Raw genomic sequence first — 18,435 nt, 5'->3', positions numbered from 1 at the left:
TTCGGACTCAACCTTGTTCATTCTACCTTTCCTTGTCCGAAGATACCTCATCTTCGGACTCAACCTTGTTCATTCTACCTTTCTTTGTCTGAAGATATCTCTTCTTCGGACTCAACCTCGTTCATTCTACCTTTCCTTGTCCGAAATTATTTTGTTATTATTTTATATTAGATTTTGTAACTTTAATTTTTTTCATTAAAAATCGTATCGTTTGATATGATAGGTGGTCTGTTTTCAACTCAAAACGAAACTCGAATACCAAAGGCTCATCCTTTTCGTATTACAACTTAGTTTTGATTTTCTTGTTTACTCACTGATTTTTCTACTAGCTCGTCGATGAACTCATATTCAAGTTGCGTACCAGTAGATGTATAAAAGAACCCTTTATACCTAATGGTGTCACTTGAATTAATGATTAACTCCTTCATGGTCTCGCCGTTCGTATCGTAAATCGTTGTGTCAAATCGATATCCCATATAACCAGCCGAAAGCTTTCCTTTCTTAAATGTCACTTCATTTAGACTCGTAATAATACGGTTGATATCTTTTTCGCATGTAATATCCGTTCTGTATCCAGAATTTCCGTCTACAATATGTATTTTTGAAACCTCATCGGGATTAATATCAAAAATCTTGTGAGGTACGTACGTAAAACAGTATAGTAAAACAATAAGAAGTGTTATTAGAATTAAAATTGTTTTTAATTTCATTATGCTTCCACCTTTATTAGATTAGGAGTGTTTTGATTGTTTATAAAGCTATCGAAAGAACAACAGCAAATGATGATTTCGGAGATACAATCCTTTTTCTCGCTAGAAAGAGACGAGGAAATCAGTGAGTTTGCTGCTGAACAGGTCTTACATTTTGTAAAAGAAAAACTAGCACCACATATTTATAATGCTGCTGTACATGACGTTAAAGCAGTGGTGGACCAACAGTTCGCCTCACTTGACGACGAAATTTTAACACTTGAACGCCCCATAAGAAGGTAGAGTATTTTTCATTAGATTGCCTACACTACCTTTAAGAGGTGAAGTGTATATGCCAAAAGAGAAACAAAACTCTTTCGATCCAAAAGATACATATGGCATTTTTAATTCTGAGATGGAAGTGGATACAGATGTCAATGAAGATAAGAATCGTGAAAGGCTGCTTGATGACTCAGTTGAAGCATTTTTAGAATTGAAAAAAAGTCTAACTGAATAGTTCGTGGAAAAAAGAGAGAATCCTTCTTAATTTTTGGTATTATTTTGTAACACAATAACAAGCCAACATGCACCAATTGCATGATGGCTTTTTCTTTACCACTGTTCCGTCTTTATTTTTTGATTCGTTACGTAGAGCATTCCAGGTATGATAACAAGTGAAACGGCCAATAATGCGATTGTCATTGAATTTTTGCTACTATCATGTAGTCCAACGGCAAACACAACACCGTATATGCTTGAGGCTAAAATATTCCCAATAAACCTTGAGGTCATTAAAAGACCTGATGCGATCCCCGACTGGGCAACGCTGATAAAACTATACAATAGGTTTTGGAGGCTAATGTTCATTAGTCCATTACTGATTCCAAACAACGCTAAAACGATGATTATCCAGAGCAATGATGAATTTTTCGTTGTCGTAAACAGGAATCCTACTCCCACAATGCCTACTGCAGCCCCTACAAGCAATGGAACTCGGTATCCCACTCTTTCTGCCCACCTTGTTACAATTGGCGTTGTGATCATTGCGCATACGGATAGCGCCAACATCATCAAACCTGTATATTCCGAACCTAAACCGATCACTTCCTGTAAATAAGTTGGTGTGAACAACAAGATAGAAAAGAATATCAAAGTTGAAAGAATGTACTGTGCATAAACAACGGAAATAGTCGGATTCTTTCCCAAAAATACAACATTGATTAACGGATCTGCCTTCTTTTTTTCGTATGTATAAAAAAGAAAGGATAATCCTAGTGCAAGGACGAAGAAACCTATAGTAAATCCGCCTTCCAATGATAGCAAAAAGACCATCCAACTTGTGATGAAGGCACTAAATAACAGCATTCCAATGACGTCCCATTTAAAAACAGTCCCTTTGGTTGGCTCGTCTTTTGGAATATATAATACTGTTAAAAATGCCGAAAGGAAAATGACTGGAAGATTCACATAAAAAATAACCGGCCAGCCCCCATATTGAATAAGCAGTCCACTAATGGTTGGTCCAAATGCTGCGGATGTTGTTGCGAACACCGCTAATGTTCCGATTACCCGATTTTGATTTTGTTTAATATATAAGCGGACCATTCCAATCCCTGCAGGATAGAGAGCTGAAGTGCCAATGGCTTGAATCAATCTCAGGCTAAGTAATGTCATCATATTTTGTGACAACGGAGCTAAAACTGATGATAGTAAAACGAGTAATAAACCGATGAGAAAGATTTTTTTCCTACCATAATGATCGCTGAGTCTACCGATAATTGGTAAAAAAATAGCACTAACAATAAAATAGGAGGCGATCAACCACGAAACCTCCTTTGAAGAAAGCATGAAATCTTGCTGAATCGAAGGTAAGGCAACCGTGATCATCGTGGTATTAAGCGGATTTAAAATCGCACCCAATGCGATTGCAATGATTACTAATGTAGGTTTTTTTATAGTGTCAGACATTTGAATTCCCCTTTTAGCCTATTGCTAACAGTGTATCACACAAACGATTAGGGCGGTTGAAGTCCAATTTAAAGAAAACGGATAATCTCATCTAAGTCGTAAAAACTACAAATAACCTAAACTAATTGGAGGTATGAAATGATTAGTAGAGCAACCAAAATCACAACATTGTTTTATATTGCGATTCTTGGAGTGATATTAACAACAATCTATACGATTATCATCATGATCCAAGGAAGTAAAACGATGAAGATGATTCGATATATTTACAATCAAAATAAACAGCGTGGAGAACATGAGAATCGCGGGGAATAAACCCCCGCGATTCTACTTTACTCATCTGTTTTAAAAGCAAGTCCTCTTTCCCCTAGGGCTGCTCGAAGTTCCCTAATTGCAGTAGGACCCACACCATGTAAAGCCAATACTTCTCTCTCAGTTAGTTTTGTGAACTGTTCTAACATGATATACCCCGCACCATGCAACGCACGTAATGCTGGTTTGCTCAATTTCAACTCATCAATTTCAGCCAAAATAAACACTCCTTTTTCATCTCCGTTTTTCATGCATGTACCTCATCCATTTTTTCTGTTTATGTGTCACATTAAAATATCCAATACAAGAAATTGATGTTAGCCCACCTGAAAAGTAAAGCAAGATTAAATGCGAAGTAAAAATACTGGCCGCAATTCCTATAATGCCAAGTAATGACAACTGAAATAGATGCTTTTTATATGTTTCATAAACCGTAAATTGAAATTCTCTTCTTTGTTCAATTTCCTTCAAATCCTCTAATTTGTGAGGTAACTGTAAAAACTGTTGGATTGAATGGAAAATCTTAAAAATCGGCTGTGCCTGAATCCATTGCCAGACCAATGACCATTTCTGATTGCCTTCCTTGTTCAACCAGTCCGTGAACACTGGTTTTACTAATTCTAATACATCATCCTCAGAGATTAGATTAAGAATAATTCCTTCAATTGCTACAAAGGATCGCCCTAAAAAGATATATCGTGTTGGGACTTGGATTGGTAGTGCTTGAATGATATCATTCAGGTCGCGTTTAAAGGCAATAAGGTCTATTTCCTTTAATTGAGACAGTTCAAACGACATTAATTCCTCTAACAGTTTTTCCATTGTTCGATGATCAGCCTCAGGTAATAAAAATCCTAATTGTGATAAGCAATCAACCGTTTTCGAATAATTCTTGGTAAGAAAGCTTTCAATTAACCCTTGAAAATGTTTCGCATCCTTTTTCGAGATTTCCCCAACCATCCCGAAATCAAGTAAGATGATTTTCCCTTCCTTTGATAGCAGAATGTTACCTGGGTGTGGGTCAGCATGAAACATACCTGGTTCCAGCCATTGTGGAAGGAATAGTTCTATTAAACTCTGGGCAATCTTTCTCCGGTCAATGGATTGGATACCCTTGATACTTGATATTTTTATTCCATCAACCCATTCCATTACAAGAACCTTTGAAGTACAGTATTCTTGGTAGACCATAGGAATTTTGAGATCGTTCATATCCTTAAACCGCTCGGAAAAGGACCCAAGAGTTTGTCGTTCCTTTGTATAATCTAACTCTCTCTCAATTACTTGTTTTATTTCCTTAAATAGTACCTTGAAATTAATAAACCCCTTCGGAACTGGTACAAAATGATCAGCAAACCAAATAATGATTGCTAACGACCGAAAATCCGTTTTTAATATGGAATGAATATCTGGCCTTTGGACCTTAATTGCAACCCTTGCTCCATTTTTAAGAACACCCTGATATACTTCACCAATGGACGCAGAAGCAATCGCCTCTTTCTTGATTGATTGAAAAATGGAATGAATTGGCCTACCCCACTCGTCTTTAAGAATCCTTTCAATATTACTCCAATCTGAAGAAGGAACCTTATCTGTTAGATCTTCGATTTGCTTAATAAAAGGTTTTGGAAGAAGATCTGTTCTAGTACTTAAGATTTGTCCAACCTTAATCAATAAACCTTCTAATTCAAAAAGCGTATTTCGAAAATTTGTACCTATCTGCACCCAAAGTTTATCCCATTCAGCCTGTGGCTTTCTACGAAGTTTATACCAGTAAATTTTACTAAAAATCATTAAAGCCATCGAAAGAACCTTGGTCATGCGAACCAACTTATTTTTCGTCTTCATAAGAAACCTCTCATTTCCTAAACTTCCCATATTAAAATATTTCAATATAAAAAGCATTTCTCCTTTAAAAAGAAATGCTTTTTGTGTCCGGAGATCTTATGAAGTTTTCTCTTTCTTCTGCAATAAAACAGCTGCGATTACAATAACCCCTTTAAATGCTTCCCTTAAAAATGGCGGAACCCCGAATAGGTTAAGAAGGTTGTTCATAACGGCAATGATTAGCATACCGTAGACAGTTCCCAGAATGAAACCTCTTCCACCCATCATGTTTGTTCCTCCAACAACCGCTGCAGCGATTGCATCCATTTCCATTCCTCTACCCGCATTAGAAAAGTCCATAGAACCAATTCGCGAAACTTGGATAATAGCGGCTATTGACACGAGCAGCCCCATAAGAGCGTATACCCTTAATTTCACTTTCTCTACATTTATCCCAGAAAGCTTAGCTGCCCTTTCATTCGATCCAACCGCGATGATATGTCTTCCGAAGGTTGTTCTTTTCGAAACATAATAAAGTATATAGGCAATGACCGCCCAATAGACAATTGGCATAATCATATAGTTTCCAATTTTAAAGCTTGCAATTTGTAAAAATTCAACTGGAACAGTAGGATTATATCCTTGCATGAAGTGCTGTGTCACACTTCTAAAAATCATCATTGCTCCTAATGTTGCGATAAATGGAGGAACATTCCCCTTCGTAATACTAACTCCAATTAGTGAACCTAAAAGATAGCCTGCAAGTAAAACCAATAGAATTGTAATGATAAATGCTGGTGCACCTGATATTCCCATCATTGCCAGAAACCCTTTTGTCCCGGTATCTAGGAGCATCATTGAAAAGGCACCAGTGACAACCAAGGTAGAACCAACAGCTAAATCAATTCCCCCTGTCATGATAACAAAAGTCATCCCTAAAGCAACAATGGCTGTCCCTGCATTATTTCGTAAAATATTGATCCAGTTATTAATCCATGACTGAAACCATCCTCCAAATGAATCATAATCAAAGCCCAACACCAATGTTTGTAAAATAATCATAATAATTAATGCAATCGCGATACTGAATAATGGGTCATTTGACCATTTATATTTAAACCACCCAAAAAAATCTTTCTTATTTTTGATTGTTGTTTGATCGATATCTGGCTTCATGTTAGCTTACCTCACCCTCACTTAAGTCCCCACCCGTAGCAAGACTCATGATGGAATGCTCATTCATATTTTCTCCAGCGACCTCCCCTTGGATGGTACCGTGATACATGACGATTGCTCGGTCACAGACACGAATGATTTCATTTGCTTCACTTGAAAGAACAACAACTGCAATATTTTCTTCAGCTAGTTTGAGAATAATATCATAGATATCTTCCTTTGCCCCCACATCAACACCTTGGGTAGGATTGTCCAGAATAAGAAGTTTTGGATTAGCCGCCAACCATTTTGCTAGGACAACCTTTTGCTGATTTCCACCAGAGAGACTTGTAATACTGTCAGAAAGGTCACCCATTTTTAATTGCAAAGCTTTTCGATGCTTTTCAAAAATTTCCTGATGCTTTTTCGTATTAATCGTGCCCCGCTTTGAAAACGTTGGCCAAGTAACGATTGACGCATTCTCGATGATGTTCATGTCCTTGATAATCGCATTTTCTTTTCGGTTTCGTGGCAGATACGCAATTCCTTCCTTGATTGCTTTCGTAGTACTCGTTATTTTCACTACCTTACCATTCAGGAATATTTTCCCTGATGAAATCTGGTCGGCTCCAAAAATGGATTGAAAAAGTTCACTTCGTCCATCTCCAAGGAGCCCTGTAAAACCGACAATTTCACCCGCTCGAACTGAAAAATTTATATCTCGAAAGATATGACCAGAGGTTAATCCTTCAACCCGTAATATCTCATTTCCTAGCTTTTTTTCCCTGATAAGCGATTCTGTTCTCACATCGTGTCCCACCATAAAACGTGCAAGATCATTCGTGTTCACTTCGCTGACACTTCCTTCAGACACCAAGTTACCATCACGAAGCACAAGATAGCGATTACAGATCTCCATTACCTCATTTAATTTATGAGAAATAAAGATAATGCCGACATTATGTTCCTTTAATGTCCTCATCATCGCGAAGACTCGCTCAATTTCCTGGTCTGTTAGGGAAGTAGTCGGTTCATCCATAATAATAATAGACGCATTTGTCATCATAGCCCGGCATATTTCGATGATTTGTTTATAAGAAGCATCAAGTTCCCGCACCAATTTATTTGGATTAAGGTCTACGTTCATTTTGGTAAACATCTCTTTTGTTTCTTGATACATCTTTTCTAAATCCAGAGTGCCTCTTTTGGTTTTTAACTCTCTACCAAGAAACATATTTTCATAGATTGGTAAATCGTTGATTAAGTTAAGTTCTTGATGGATGAAGGCAATTCCGGCATCCTGAGAATGTGCTGGTGTAGCAAATTCCACTTGTTTCCCGTCAATGAGTATGGAGCCATGATCCATTTGCAAAACTCCACCCAATATGTTCATCAAAGTGGATTTTCCTGCACCATTTTCTCCAAGCAATGCGCAGATTTCACCGCCTTTTAAGGAAAAAGATACATCCTTAAGAACATGATTGCTTCCAAAGGATTTTCGGATTTTTTTCATTTCAATACGCATCTCATCACTTCCAAACCTGTAAAATCACTACATTATTCATAAGAAAAACACAAGGCGCCCGCCTATAGGCGACAAGCATAAGACAAGCGCTGTTTGCCTTCAAAAGCTCCTAGGCTAGACACCAAAAACTACGTGCAAAATTTTATATTTACTTATCTTTAAAAAAAGGTAAAAAGAGAGGCTATAGCAGTGTTGCCATAGCCCTCAAAGTCTACGAGCTCCAATCTTTAGTACGGTGAACCCTCATCGAGGAAGTCTTTATAATTATCTCTGTCAACAATGGTTGTAGGAATAATGGTTTCCATTTCAACCTCTTCACCTTTTAATACCTTAAGTGCAACATCAACAGCATCCTTTACCATTGCTGGGCTGTAAAGAGCTGACTGAATCCAGATATCTTCGTTTTCAGGCATCATTTTAAAGTACTCTTGCATACCACCGCCACCGGTAACTACTTTAATATCTGTTCTTCCTGCTTCTTTGATTGCTTGTAATACACCGATTGAAGTTTCATCATCTAGGGAATAGACCGCATCAATTTTATCTAAGCTTGTCAAAATATCTGCAAAATCTTTCAATCCATCTTCTCTTGTAAACTGTGTCGCATATGTGTGGAGTTCAATATCTGGAGCGATTTCCCCAATTGTTTCAACAAATCCCTTCTTACGCAATTCAGAAACGGAGCCTGAGGATGGTACTTCTAGAATAACAACATTTCCTTCTTTACCGATTTTTTCAACAACGTAATTGGCACCTTGAACACCCATGTCCTCATTGTCTCCAGCTACTCGATAAACACCTTCTGCATCAATGACAATGTCAAAGTTTACAACCTTGATTCCTTCATCTAATGCTCGTTGAATAGGTACTTCCATCCCTTCCCATTGTGGGAACGCTACAATAGCCTCTGCACCCCAAGTCATTAAATCATCTAATTGTGAAGTCATTTCAGCTGCGTTGCTACTTGTTTGAATTTGGTACTCGATTTCACCGGAAAGTTCCTTTGCACGGGCTTCGGCATGATATGCTACCGCAGCAACCCATCCATGTGTTACAGCTGGCGCCAAAATACCAATCTTATGCTTTTCACTTGAGTCATTTCCAGTATCCCCACTTGTTTTATCACCTGTTTGTTCTGAACTACTACAAGCACTCAATACAGGAATGAATAGTAAAATTAGCAGTGACACTACACGTAAAATTTTTTTCATAAGTAAATAACCCCCTCGTTTTTGGCTAGTAATCTATTTCATGAATAAATTGAAACCTACGTAAATAAATAGTTTTTACTAGTAAATATAAGCGCTTTCTTTTCTAGGAGTTAAAATCATGTTGTGGTTTATTGTGAGGACCTCGAATGTATGTAAAGTGGGCAACTACATATATACTTGTTTTCCAGATTCTAAGGCTTCTTCTATATTTTTAAGTAGTTGTATTGTGTAGAGTACGTCTTTTAAAGGTATAATTGTATTTTCTTGGTTCTTATCCAAACAATTTATAAAATACGATAATTCATTTTGAAAGGCATCGCTCTTTTCAAAGGTTACTGCTGACTTTCCCTCGTGATTGTAGTAGATAAATTGTTTCGTACCCTTTTCTATGTTTTCGATATTTTCACCGGCTGTTAGATTAAAATCTAGCGTCCCTTGAGCCGATTGTGCACGTAATGACATGGTAAAAGGATAGCCAATTGGCATACGTTGAGAGGCTTCAACGAATCCTTTACTTTTATTCTTAAAGATTAGTGTTGTCATGACATGGTCCCAAGCACCATATTTGTTTTGGTTTCCAACAGCATATACAGATTCAACTTCGCCTACTAAATAATGGACGAAATCTATATCATGTAAGTGAAGATCAAATAGGGCTCCACCACTCTTTTCGGGGTGCAAAAACCAATCACTCCATGTAGGAATCTGCCCCAATCTCTTAGCATGGACAATCTCAATATCTTTCAGTTTGTCAGTTTCACTTAACGATTTGATTGCCTTGTATTCAGGCCAAAAGCGAAGCACATGACCGACAAAGAGTTTGACACCATTTTTATGAACTTCATCCATTATTCGATCTGCAGATTCTGGTGTAAGTGTTAGTGGTTTTTCACAAATAATATGTTTCCCAGCTCTAGCTGCCTTGATGATATAGTCTTCATGTAGAAAGGTTGGTACACATATATCAATGATGTCTATTTCCTTACTATTTAATAAATATTCGTAATCCGTGACAAAAGACCCATTAAAACTTTGAATAATGTCAACGTCTTCTACTTTATTCCGGGTACATATTGCCGTTACCTGACAATTTTCAATATGTTGGTAAACGTCTAGATGTGCTTTACCAATGAATCCCAAACCAACTAGCCCGATATGCTTCATGTTTCCCCCTCTTAACCTATTAATCTAAAAGGATTTTTGACAGAAACGTCTAATTCAATTTGAGTGAACCTGCTTTGCTTGCTCCTTTGACAACAATCTCCAGCGAAAAGCCGCGATATGTATTGGGTTTATGGATAGCTGCTTTAACATAGTAGCCTTCTATCAAACATGTAATTGATTACATATCGCAATCTCAACTCATCGTACAAGCTCTACGTTACTAATTATATTAGTAAAGAATTACCAATTTGTAATCCGTTACATTTATAGTATAAGATAAACAATATTCAGTCAATTATTTTTAGGTATTAATTATCATTTTTACCAATTAAGGGTTGTTTGCTTTTTTTACAGTTCTAACGTATCATCTTATGAACCAAGAATTTTTTCAACAACCCTAAGAGAAGCAACCGCTTGCTCACCAGTAACTGGAGGCTCTATTTCATTAATGATTGAATCAATAAATGAATCGATAACACCTGAATTCGTTTGGTTGTCATTTGTCTGAATGGATTCTAGTTCATACCTCTTAATCGAGCCATCCCTTTTCTCAATTAGTAACGGCGCACTTGGATCATGATAAATTTTTAGGATTCCCAATTGACAGTAGATAATCGTTGAATTATCTTCTGAACCATAATATGTCCATGAAAACGAAGCTGTTCCCAAACGGCCTTTCTGCGTTTTTAATGCACAGACAACATTGTCACATACTTCTATTGGTTTACCATTTTCATCTACCTTATCTAACGCACCATAGAAGGAGTGAACATCCACAATTTCGTCATCTAGCAGATAGTGAATTAAATCAATTTTATGAATTCCTAAATCACCTGCAACACCTGAATGAGAGCGATTCTTTTTAAAAAACCAAGTAGAGTTTGATTTGTTTACTCCCCAATTCTCAGGACCTTGATGACCAAAAGAGGTTTTGAAAGTTAATACCTCACCTAGTTCCTTTTTATCTATTATTTCTTTTGCTTTCTGATGTGCATTTGTGAAACGTTGGTTATGGTCGACCATTAATTTTTTCCCAGATTTCCGTTGTGCTTCTAGGATTACCTCAGCATATTTCACATTAATAGCTAATGGCTTTTCACACAATACATGCTTCCCGCTTAATAACGCGTTTGAAGTATTAATATGATGGGCTTCATTAGAAGAACAATCGCTAATGGCAATAATGGATGGATCGTTGAATAGTTCCTCAACTGTTTTTACAGCTCGCCCACTAAATTCTTTAGCCAAGCTCTGGGCTCTTTCAATTTTACGGTCAAAAAAAATAATTTCCTCAACATGTGGATTTGCTTTATACTCTGGTGCGTGTCTATACCTAGTAATGGAACCACACCCGATAATGCCCACCTTAATACCCATGATTGAAAACCTCCCTATTTTTTAAAAATGTAAGATTCCTACCCCATTGTTGACTCACGAATTATTAATTCATGGTCTAGAATCACACTTTCCACCCTTTCTCCTTGAATACTACTAATCAGCATGTTTGCTGCAATACTCCCCATTTTATACATCGGCTGTGATATTGTGGTTAAGGTTGGATTCGTCATGTTTGAGAAACTAATATTATCAAAACCTACTAAAGCAATGTCATTTGGAACACGTAAGCCATTTCCATTAATTCCTTTTAGAGCTCCAATAGCCAGTGTGTCAGAAACAGCAAAACAAGCTGTCGGTTTTTCTGCTAATTGAAACATGACCCTCATCGCCTGAACACCATTTTGAAATTCAAGTTCTTTTGAGTGGTAGATCCATTCATCACGGATTGGAAGATTAAATTCTTTTAAAGCTCGCTCATACCCATTTCGACGTTGTCTAGCATATAAAAACTTTTCATCAGAATTGATGAGCGCTATTCTTTCATGGCCTAACTTAATTAAATGCTTAACAGCTTGATAAGCCGCCAATTCATTGTCTATCGTGACATAAGGGATACTACCTCCCTCTTCATATTCACTACAGAGAATAACAGAATAATTATCCGCTAATTCATTTAGCTTGTTCATATTAACTGTCGGATCCATCGAAATAACACCATCAGCTAATTTATTCTTAATCATGTTAAAATATATGTTTTCTCGTTGTGGATTGGAATCCGTTTCGCATAGAAGTATATTGTAGTTGTTGATAATGGCTGTATTTTGGATTCCGTTGATAATTTCTGTGTAAAAGGGATTTGAAATACTTGGAAGTAATACTAATAACAGTCGACTTTCGGAGTTCCGAAGATTTCTTCCTAGCATACTAGGTTCATAATTTAGATCTTTAATTGCATTTTCAACTTTTAGCCTTGTTTTCGGACTTACAGACGTAGCATTATTAAGGACCCTTGAAACCGTTGCGACGGAAACACCTGCTTTTTGAGCTACCTGTTGAATATTTGCCATTTTTGGTCCCCACTTTCAAACTAAATAATCAAATGCGCCTTGGCGTATTTGCGCCCAGATTATTTGGCCCACAGGAAGTGGGTAATAAGGACGTTGCCGCAGGACGTGATGCTTTTAGTCTTTGATCTTATTGCTCGAAAATTTATCTTTGAATATCTGTGGCATCTGCAAGGCTTTAACTTTATTAAGTCAGGGTTTGCCCCTCCCACTAAAATTAGTTGCTCATATTGTATTAACCCACTTATAGAAGCGGAGGACTTCTACCGAATAAAGTTTAAAAAATGTAATCGATTACAATTATGATTGTAGGTACTCTGAATTTTTTTGTCAATATTTAAACTTTAACCTATATTTTAACAATTTTTTATATTTAATTTTTTATTTTCTTTGCTATAATTGGTTGTAACGGATTACAATACTTTAAATTGGGGAGGTTTTTTTATGAAGTTAGGGGTTTTTACAGTTCTATTCTCAGATAAAAGTCTTGACGATATGCTTGACCATGTCGCAGCAGAAGGGATTGAAGCAGTCGAATTAGGCACCGGTGGTTATCCTGGTAATGCCCACTGTAACGTTGATGAATTAGTAGATAATGAACAAAAACAAAAGGAATTCTTAGAAAAAATTTCTAGTAGAGGACTAATTATTAGCGCCTTAAGTTGTCACAGCAACCCTCTTCATCCTCAAAAACACATCGCAAACGAAGCAGATTCTCTTATTTTGAAAACGGTTAAATTAGCAAGTCAGCTTGGTGTCCCTGTTGTAAATACGTTTTCTGGCTGTCCAGGTGACCATGAACATGCAAAATATCCGAATTGGCCTGTCTCCCCATGGCCAAATGAGTACCAAGAAATTCTAAAATGGCAATGGGAAGAAAAAATCATTCCTTATTGGAAGGAAAAAGCAGCATTCGCAAAAGAGCATAATGTGAAGATTGGGCTCGAATTACATGGCGGATTTTCCGTCCATACACCTGCAACTCTCTTACGCTTAAGGGAAGCATGTGGTCCGGAAATCGGTGCAAACCTTGACCCAAGTCATATGTGGTGGCAAGGAATAGACCCTGTTGAATCTATAAAAATACTTGGACGTGAGAACGCAATCCATCATTTCCACGCTAAAGATACTATTATCGATCAACCAAATACAAACCGTAACGGGTTAACGGATATGACTCCTTATCATGAAATGCAGAACCGTTCCTGGTATTTCCGAACAGTTGGTTTCGGTCATGATACAAAGGTTTGGGCTGACATTATTAGCACTCTTCGTCTTTTTGGCTATGATTATGTCGTAAGCATTGAACATGAGGACGGATTAATGTCCATTGACGAAGGTTTTAAAAAAGCGATTCAAACCCTCAATCCGGTTATGGTAAAGGAGTCAATTGGAGAGATGTGGTGGACGTAAAAATATAAAAAAGGAGAAGCTTAAAATAGCTTTTCCTTAATTTTTGTTCCTGCAAGGCTACCGGTGCCATATTTTCTTAAAGTTGTATGTAATTTTTATTTAATGTATTCCAATGGAATTGGGAACCTAGTTAATAGAAAAATAATCCAAATAAATGATAACCCCAATGCGATAAGTGGTCGTTTTTGATGAAGTCTTAGCATTGGAAACATAACGAGATTAAAAAGAATGGACCATCCCATCGTCCAACCATGATGATGATTGATTAAATGCAAATACTCCAAATTGATGTATTCCATAACTACATATATTAATACCCACAGTCCAATCCAAAAAAACTGTTTCCATTTCTGTTCAGGAAAGCGCCCTAAATAAATGAGAGTAGTAGCAGGATAAGAAACAAACATAATTAATAATGAAATAAATGTATGATTCGATAAGATGTTTTGAGCAAACAGCGTTTCCTGGTAGGTCCAGATCAAATAATCATGGAACAAGAAATTTTTTAAAAGATCACCCATAATAAAGAATAGAATCGTTGGGTAATATTCTCGCCATCCTCTCCAATCCCCCCATTTGATTGCAGCCGAAAGAAGTAAGGCATTATATATTAGGTGCATCTAATACACTCCTGAGTTAGTTATACATTTATATTACCCAATATTTTACATAAAAATAAGACGAATCCTCAATTCGATTCGCCTCGTAGAGAGTCTTAATTCGTACCCTTCTCTATTTTAACAGTGAGATTTCTTTTAATCGATGGACTGTCTTTTCTAATGTTTCTTCGTTTTGAACAAGTCCAATTCGAACATAGCCTTCGCCACTTGGACCAAAAGCATTTCCTGGAGTGACTACAATTCCTGCTTCATTGATTAACTGATACGTAAAATCAGTGGAGGTAAACCCAGACGGTACCTTCGCCCAAATAAACATTGAGGCTTTTGGTGAATCAACTTGCCAACCTATTTCATCCAGGCCATTAATCAAAATATCGCGTCGTTTTTTATACGTTTGTCTTAGTTTTTCACTAAAACTTGACGTATCACGTAAAGCAGCAATCGCAGCTTTTTGGATTGGTAAAAAAACACCATAATCAAGATTTGATTTAAGTCGGTTTACAGCTGCAATGATTTCCGGGTTACCGAGTATATATCCAATTCGACACCCCGCCATATTAAAGCTTTTCGAAAGCGAGTTGAATTCAACTCCCACTTCTTTCGCACCTTCTACTGATAAGAAGCTTATCGGTTTTTCTTCATAATATAGCTCCGAATAGGCAAAATCATGTAGGACAATAATCTGATGTTTTTTCGCGAATTCAATCACCTTCTTAAAAAAGAATTCCGAAGCAAGTGCGGGTACAGGGTTGCCAGGAAAGTTTAAGATCATCAATTTCGCCTTTTGGCAAACATCCTTAGGAATCGCATCCAAGTCAGGTAGGAATCCATTTTCTTCTTTAAGAGGCATTCCAATTGGAGTTGCTCCTGAAAGTGCGATACCAGATGCATATGCCGTGTAGCCAGGGTCTGGAACAAGAACTACATCACCTGGGTTAGCAAAAACCATTGGAAAGTGGACAAGTCCATCTTGGGAACCCATAACCATTAAGATTTCATTATCCTTATGTACCGAAACATTAAACCTGTTTGAATAGTATGCTGAAATGGCTTCATATAACTCATCGGTTCCTGTTAATGAATAACCGTATAATGAAGGATCTTGTACATGACCAGTCAACGCTTCGATGACATACGGTGGTGGCGGCAAATCTGGGCTACCCACACTTAGGTCAATAATATCGTGCCCCTCACTCAGTTTTTGTTTCTTATAGTTTGCTAGTTCGTTAAAAATCGATTCCCCAAATTCATTCATTTTCTGTGATAGTGTGATATCCAATGCTGTCACCTCATTTGATTGATTAGTATTATTATAGCAAGAATTATTCGATTGACCATGAAAGTTAAGATTTAACTTCAAAAAGCTGATATAATCGTTACAGCATCAATTTAAAGAGAGAAGGATTCTAATGCAGCAACAACTGAACACTCCAGATAAATTATGGACAAAAAACTATTTTCTAGCGTTTATTTATGCGATGTCTACTCAAATTTCCAACAACATGCTAATGACAGGACTGCCATTATACGCAATTTATTTAGGTGGGGATAATTCGATTTCAGGTATGCTTTTTGGTTTTTTCATGTTTGTAGCGATTCTTTTCAGACCTTATTTTGGTAAATTGATAGATGAAAAGAGCCGTAGAATCGTCTTAATTATTGGTGCTGTGATCGCAGCTTTTATTACTTTCTCGTATGTTGTAGCCTTTTCGATTAGTCTACTGATTGTAATGAGAAGTATACACGGTATAGGGTTCAGTGCTACTACCAATGCTTCCGGTACTGTTGTTTCGGACATCGTACCAAAAAGACGGTTAGCAGAAGGGATTGGGTATTTTGGTTTAGCAAATACACTGTCTACAGCAATCGGACCTGCACTTAGTATCTTTTTAATTCAACAGTATAATTATCAAGTTTTATTCATCGTTGCCGGTTTAATCGGTTTGATTTCAATCATTTGTAGCCTGTTTATGACGTATGAAAAAAAGAATCCAAATCTTGTGATAAAATCAACAAAAAAGAATCGAAAAATCTCCGAATTGCTTTTTGAAAAAACAGCACTACCAACAGGTTTAGTAACCGCTTTTGTTTATGTTGGAATGGGCGCATCGTTAACTTTCATTCCAACCTTTGCCCTTTCCTTAGGAATTGAAGACATTGGTTTATATTTTACAGTGTTTTCATTTGCTCTATTATTCACGAGAATTATGGGAGGAAAATTGGCTGATAAATATGGAAGTTCCATCGTGGTAATCCCTGGTTTAGTGATTATGACGATATCATTTGTGGTCTTGGCATACGCCAATTCTCTCGGAGACTTTATTCTAACAGGTATCCTTTATGGATTAGGGTTAGGTTTTGTTGAGCCAGCCTTAAATGCTGTCATGATCAGGCTATGTCCCCCTGATCGAAGAGGAGCAGGGAATTCGACGTTTTTTACAGCAAAGGATTTAGGTAGCGGACTCGGAGCGATTTGTTTAGGTTTCATCTCTCTGAATTCAGGATTCAAAGCTGTTTTCCTTTACAGTGCAGTAAGTATTATTCTCGCATTTTTTGCGTATATATTGATATTGCGAAGACAAATAACTACTGCAAGAAAATCAGAGAGTTCAAATTTACAGGCAAGTGTAAGCTAGATTCATACATTTTAACATGTCAGGTCCCTTCTATACTTAGGGGTCCTGGCATTTTTATTAACGAAATATCCTAGTCTACTCTCCAAAGAAAAAAGAGCCCCAAATGAGCTCTTTCAATCTAATATTCTACGACTCCAAGATATTCTTCTAATGTAATTTCATGTTCCGTGATATATTTTGCATGCTCGACACCGACATAGCGAATATGCCATGGTTCGTACATATAACCTGTGATGTCTTCATTTCCTAAAGTATAACGAACAATAAAACCAAATTCCGCTGCGTGCTCAGCAACCCATTTGCCTTCAACCGTTTCACCAAATTCCTGTACAAGCTGGTTGTCGACACTATCACTTGTCACGTCCATCGCAAGACCGGTTTGATGCTCACTTTGCCCGGCCTTTGCACTAAAGGTAGAAGCCTCAGTCTCACCATATCCACGTACATAAGAATCATAGATTACTTGTTGTGTTGCATAGGAGCGGTAACCCGATTGTGCATGTAACTCAATTCCGTCGACGCTCGCCTGTGCAAATAATTTTTCCAATGCCTCTGCTGCTTCTTTTACCATATGTTTACGTTCTGAAACAGAAGTTGAAAAATCAACATTTGGCACAACAAGGTTTTGCGGTACATAAGTTGCATCCAATACTCCTACTTCTTTGTTGACTAAGAGTAAAAATGGATCATTTGGATCTATGACTGGTTTTACATCCTCTGGCTTCACTACTTCAGTCTGCTCACCAGCTGTTTGGGTTTCTGGTGCCTCTACTTTTTCCGGCAATACTTCCCCATCGTTTTCTTTGCTTAACGCAATTTTCCCAATCACTATTTCTTTAATAGAGGCATAGCTTTCTTGTAAAATATCAGAAAAAGCTTCCCTCGTAAAAAAAATCGAGGACGCCACTAGTACCAGTACCAATCCGATAATGACTTTCTTCAATATAATTCCTCTTCCCTACGTCTATCTCTGTTTTTTTCTCTACCTACCATTCTACTATATTTTACACGAATCGACACAGGGAATTTAGTTGTAAGTTTTCACCATGAGGAAAGCCCTAGGAGCATGGGACCCGATTCTGATTTTGTGGGTCACGGGGACAGGTCTATCCCAGCTTTTAAAAAGTGTTGCGTATGCTTTTAGATAGAACGGTGGTGTATTTTCATTCATAAGATCCACATAAAGGTAATAATGAACTAAAAAGAGTTATAAATTGTAAAAATTATACATTTGTGCATGTTTTATAAGGAAAAGTGCAATAAAAGCATACGAAAATATGAATTGCGTATGCTTTTAGATAGATCACTAGTATATTTTCATTCGCATAATCCAAATAAAGGTAATAATGAACTAAAAAGTGTTATAAATTGTAAAAATTATACATTTGCGCATGTTTTATAAGGAAAAATGCAATAAAAGCATACGAAAATATGAATTGCGTATGCTTTTAGATAGATTACTAGTATATTTTCATTCACATAATCCAAATAAAGGTAATAATGAACTAAAAAG

18 protein-coding genes are annotated in these 18,435 nt (G+C 37.0%); 5 read left to right on the top strand and 13 right to left on the bottom strand.

What is annotated here, in order from left to right; genetic code table 11:
• Positions 1-287 precede the first annotated feature (287 nt).
• Positions 288-710: a hypothetical protein gene (locus tag ACR65M_RS01490; RefSeq protein ID WP_121445105.1), complete on the bottom strand. Its 423-nt coding sequence runs from the start codon at positions 708-710 to the stop codon at positions 288-290.
• A 36-nt stretch (positions 711-746) separates the two neighbouring features.
• On the opposite strand from ACR65M_RS01490, the gene ACR65M_RS01485 reads away from it, so the two are divergent.
• The gene (locus ACR65M_RS01485; RefSeq protein ID WP_121445106.1) at positions 747-992 is read left to right on the top strand and encodes a DUF2164 domain-containing protein; all 246 of its coding nucleotides are present in this window, start codon (positions 747-749) and stop codon (positions 990-992) included.
• A 49-nt stretch (positions 993-1,041) separates the two neighbouring features.
• Complete coding sequence (locus ACR65M_RS01480) at positions 1,042-1,206, top strand: hypothetical protein (protein ID WP_165918079.1); 165 nt, start codon at positions 1,042-1,044, stop codon at positions 1,204-1,206.
• A gap of 95 nt (positions 1,207-1,301) precedes the next feature.
• Here ACR65M_RS01480 and ACR65M_RS01475 read toward each other — a convergent pair whose 3' ends face one another.
• Entirely contained in the window at positions 1,302-2,657 is a 1,356-nt protein-coding gene (locus tag ACR65M_RS01475) for an MFS transporter (RefSeq protein ID WP_121445107.1), read from the bottom strand.
• Between the two features lie 138 nt (positions 2,658-2,795).
• Here ACR65M_RS01475 and ACR65M_RS01470 point away from each other — a divergent pair, with 138 nt between their 5' ends.
• Complete coding sequence (locus ACR65M_RS01470; RefSeq protein ID WP_165918080.1) at positions 2,796-2,972, top strand: hypothetical protein; 177 nt, start codon at positions 2,796-2,798, stop codon at positions 2,970-2,972.
• 17 nt (positions 2,973-2,989) lie between these two features.
• On the opposite strand, the gene ACR65M_RS01465 is transcribed toward ACR65M_RS01470, so the two are convergent.
• From ACR65M_RS01465 to ACR65M_RS01430, 8 genes are all read right to left on the bottom strand, one after another.
• Positions 2,990-3,220, bottom strand: a complete 231-nt coding sequence (locus ACR65M_RS01465; RefSeq protein WP_121445108.1) for a helix-hairpin-helix domain-containing protein — start codon at positions 3,218-3,220, stop codon at positions 2,990-2,992.
• Complete coding sequence (locus tag ACR65M_RS01460) at positions 3,204-4,817, bottom strand: ABC1 kinase family protein (RefSeq protein ID WP_440272361.1); 1,614 nt, start codon at positions 4,815-4,817, stop codon at positions 3,204-3,206. Before ACR65M_RS01460 ends, ACR65M_RS01465 begins: the two co-directional genes overlap by 17 nt.
• A 96-nt stretch (positions 4,818-4,913) precedes the next feature.
• Positions 4,914-5,972 (bottom strand): ABC transporter permease, encoded by a 1,059-nt coding sequence (locus ACR65M_RS01455; protein ID WP_341332093.1) that lies wholly within the window; start codon positions 5,970-5,972, stop codon positions 4,914-4,916.
• A gap of 1 nt (position 5,973) precedes the next feature.
• Positions 5,974-7,476, bottom strand: a complete 1,503-nt coding sequence (locus ACR65M_RS01450; RefSeq protein ID WP_121445110.1) for an ATP-binding cassette domain-containing protein — start codon at positions 7,474-7,476, stop codon at positions 5,974-5,976.
• A gap of 227 nt (positions 7,477-7,703) precedes the next feature.
• A complete protein-coding gene (locus ACR65M_RS01445; RefSeq protein WP_121445111.1) occupies positions 7,704-8,687 on the bottom strand; it encodes an ABC transporter substrate-binding protein in 984 nt (327 codons plus the stop codon).
• A gap of 165 nt (positions 8,688-8,852) precedes the next feature.
• Complete coding sequence (locus ACR65M_RS01440; RefSeq protein ID WP_121445112.1) at positions 8,853-9,851, bottom strand: Gfo/Idh/MocA family protein; 999 nt, start codon at positions 9,849-9,851, stop codon at positions 8,853-8,855.
• Positions 9,852-10,220: 369 nt separating this feature from the next.
• Positions 10,221-11,228, bottom strand: coding sequence for a Gfo/Idh/MocA family protein (locus ACR65M_RS01435; RefSeq protein ID WP_121445113.1), 1,008 nt, complete (start codon positions 11,226-11,228; stop codon positions 10,221-10,223).
• 38 nt (positions 11,229-11,266) lie between these two features.
• Positions 11,267-12,256: a LacI family DNA-binding transcriptional regulator gene (locus tag ACR65M_RS01430; RefSeq protein ID WP_121445114.1), complete on the bottom strand. Its 990-nt coding sequence runs from the start codon at positions 12,254-12,256 to the stop codon at positions 11,267-11,269.
• A 441-nt stretch (positions 12,257-12,697) separates the two neighbouring features.
• Between ACR65M_RS01430 and ACR65M_RS01425 the strand changes: the two genes are divergently transcribed.
• On the top strand, positions 12,698-13,666 hold the full coding sequence (locus tag ACR65M_RS01425; protein WP_121445115.1) for a sugar phosphate isomerase/epimerase family protein: 969 nt from the start codon (positions 12,698-12,700) through the stop codon (positions 13,664-13,666).
• A 95-nt stretch (positions 13,667-13,761) separates the two neighbouring features.
• Here the strand turns inward: ACR65M_RS01425 and ACR65M_RS01420 are convergent, their stop codons facing one another.
• Together ACR65M_RS01420 and ACR65M_RS01415 are read right to left on the bottom strand one after the other, a co-directional pair.
• On the bottom strand, positions 13,762-14,286 hold the full coding sequence (locus tag ACR65M_RS01420; protein ID WP_121445116.1) for a CBO0543 family protein: 525 nt from the start codon (positions 14,284-14,286) through the stop codon (positions 13,762-13,764).
• 112 nt (positions 14,287-14,398) lie between these two features.
• The gene (locus tag ACR65M_RS01415; protein WP_121445117.1) at positions 14,399-15,565 is read right to left on the bottom strand and encodes an LL-diaminopimelate aminotransferase; all 1,167 of its coding nucleotides are present in this window, start codon (positions 15,563-15,565) and stop codon (positions 14,399-14,401) included.
• Positions 15,566-15,695: 130 nt separating this feature from the next.
• On the opposite strand from ACR65M_RS01415, the gene ACR65M_RS01410 reads away from it, so the two are divergent.
• Positions 15,696-16,922: an MFS transporter gene (locus tag ACR65M_RS01410; RefSeq protein WP_121445118.1), complete on the top strand. Its 1,227-nt coding sequence runs from the start codon at positions 15,696-15,698 to the stop codon at positions 16,920-16,922.
• A gap of 118 nt (positions 16,923-17,040) precedes the next feature.
• On the opposite strand, the gene ACR65M_RS01405 is transcribed toward ACR65M_RS01410, so the two are convergent.
• Positions 17,041-17,865 (bottom strand): D-alanyl-D-alanine carboxypeptidase family protein, encoded by an 825-nt coding sequence (locus tag ACR65M_RS01405; protein WP_121445119.1) that lies wholly within the window; start codon positions 17,863-17,865, stop codon positions 17,041-17,043.
• Positions 17,866-18,435: the final 570 nt, after the last annotated feature.

Source organism: Ferdinandcohnia sp. SAFN-114, from assembly GCF_059415045.1.
This window is presented reverse-complemented; position numbering and strand designations above follow the sequence as displayed.

Bases quoted from the DNA above. Each gene is read 5' to 3' on its own strand.
- ACR65M_RS01425 (WP_121445115.1), top strand. From the start codon at position 12,698: ATGAAGTTAGGGGTTTTTACAGTTCTATTCTCAGATAAAAGTCTTGAC.
- ACR65M_RS01440 (WP_121445112.1), bottom strand. From the start codon at position 9,851: ATGAAGCATATCGGGCTAGTTGGTTTGGGATTCATTGGTAAAGCACAT.
- ACR65M_RS01480 (WP_165918079.1), top strand. From the start codon at position 1,042: ATGCCAAAAGAGAAACAAAACTCTTTCGATCCAAAAGATACATATGGC.
- ACR65M_RS01430 (WP_121445114.1), bottom strand. From the start codon at position 12,256: ATGGCAAATATTCAACAGGTAGCTCAAAAAGCAGGTGTTTCCGTCGCA.
- ACR65M_RS01455 (WP_341332093.1), bottom strand. From the start codon at position 5,972: ATGAAGCCAGATATCGATCAAACAACAATCAAAAATAAGAAAGATTTT.
- ACR65M_RS01490 (WP_121445105.1), bottom strand. From the start codon at position 710: ATGAAATTAAAAACAATTTTAATTCTAATAACACTTCTTATTGTTTTA.
- ACR65M_RS01410 (WP_121445118.1), top strand. From the start codon at position 15,696: ATGCAGCAACAACTGAACACTCCAGATAAATTATGGACAAAAAACTAT.
- ACR65M_RS01435 (WP_121445113.1), bottom strand. From the start codon at position 11,228: ATGGGTATTAAGGTGGGCATTATCGGGTGTGGTTCCATTACTAGGTAT.
- ACR65M_RS01475 (WP_121445107.1), bottom strand. From the start codon at position 2,657: ATGTCTGACACTATAAAAAAACCTACATTAGTAATCATTGCAATCGCA.
- ACR65M_RS01445 (WP_121445111.1), bottom strand. From the start codon at position 8,687: ATGAAAAAAATTTTACGTGTAGTGTCACTGCTAATTTTACTATTCATT.
- ACR65M_RS01420 (WP_121445116.1), bottom strand. From the start codon at position 14,286: ATGCACCTAATATATAATGCCTTACTTCTTTCGGCTGCAATCAAATGG.
- ACR65M_RS01465 (WP_121445108.1), bottom strand. From the start codon at position 3,220: ATGAAAAACGGAGATGAAAAAGGAGTGTTTATTTTGGCTGAAATTGAT.
- ACR65M_RS01450 (WP_121445110.1), bottom strand. From the start codon at position 7,476: ATGCGTATTGAAATGAAAAAAATCCGAAAATCCTTTGGAAGCAATCAT.
- ACR65M_RS01470 (WP_165918080.1), top strand. From the start codon at position 2,796: ATGATTAGTAGAGCAACCAAAATCACAACATTGTTTTATATTGCGATT.
- ACR65M_RS01460 (WP_440272361.1), bottom strand. From the start codon at position 4,817: ATGAAGACGAAAAATAAGTTGGTTCGCATGACCAAGGTTCTTTCGATG.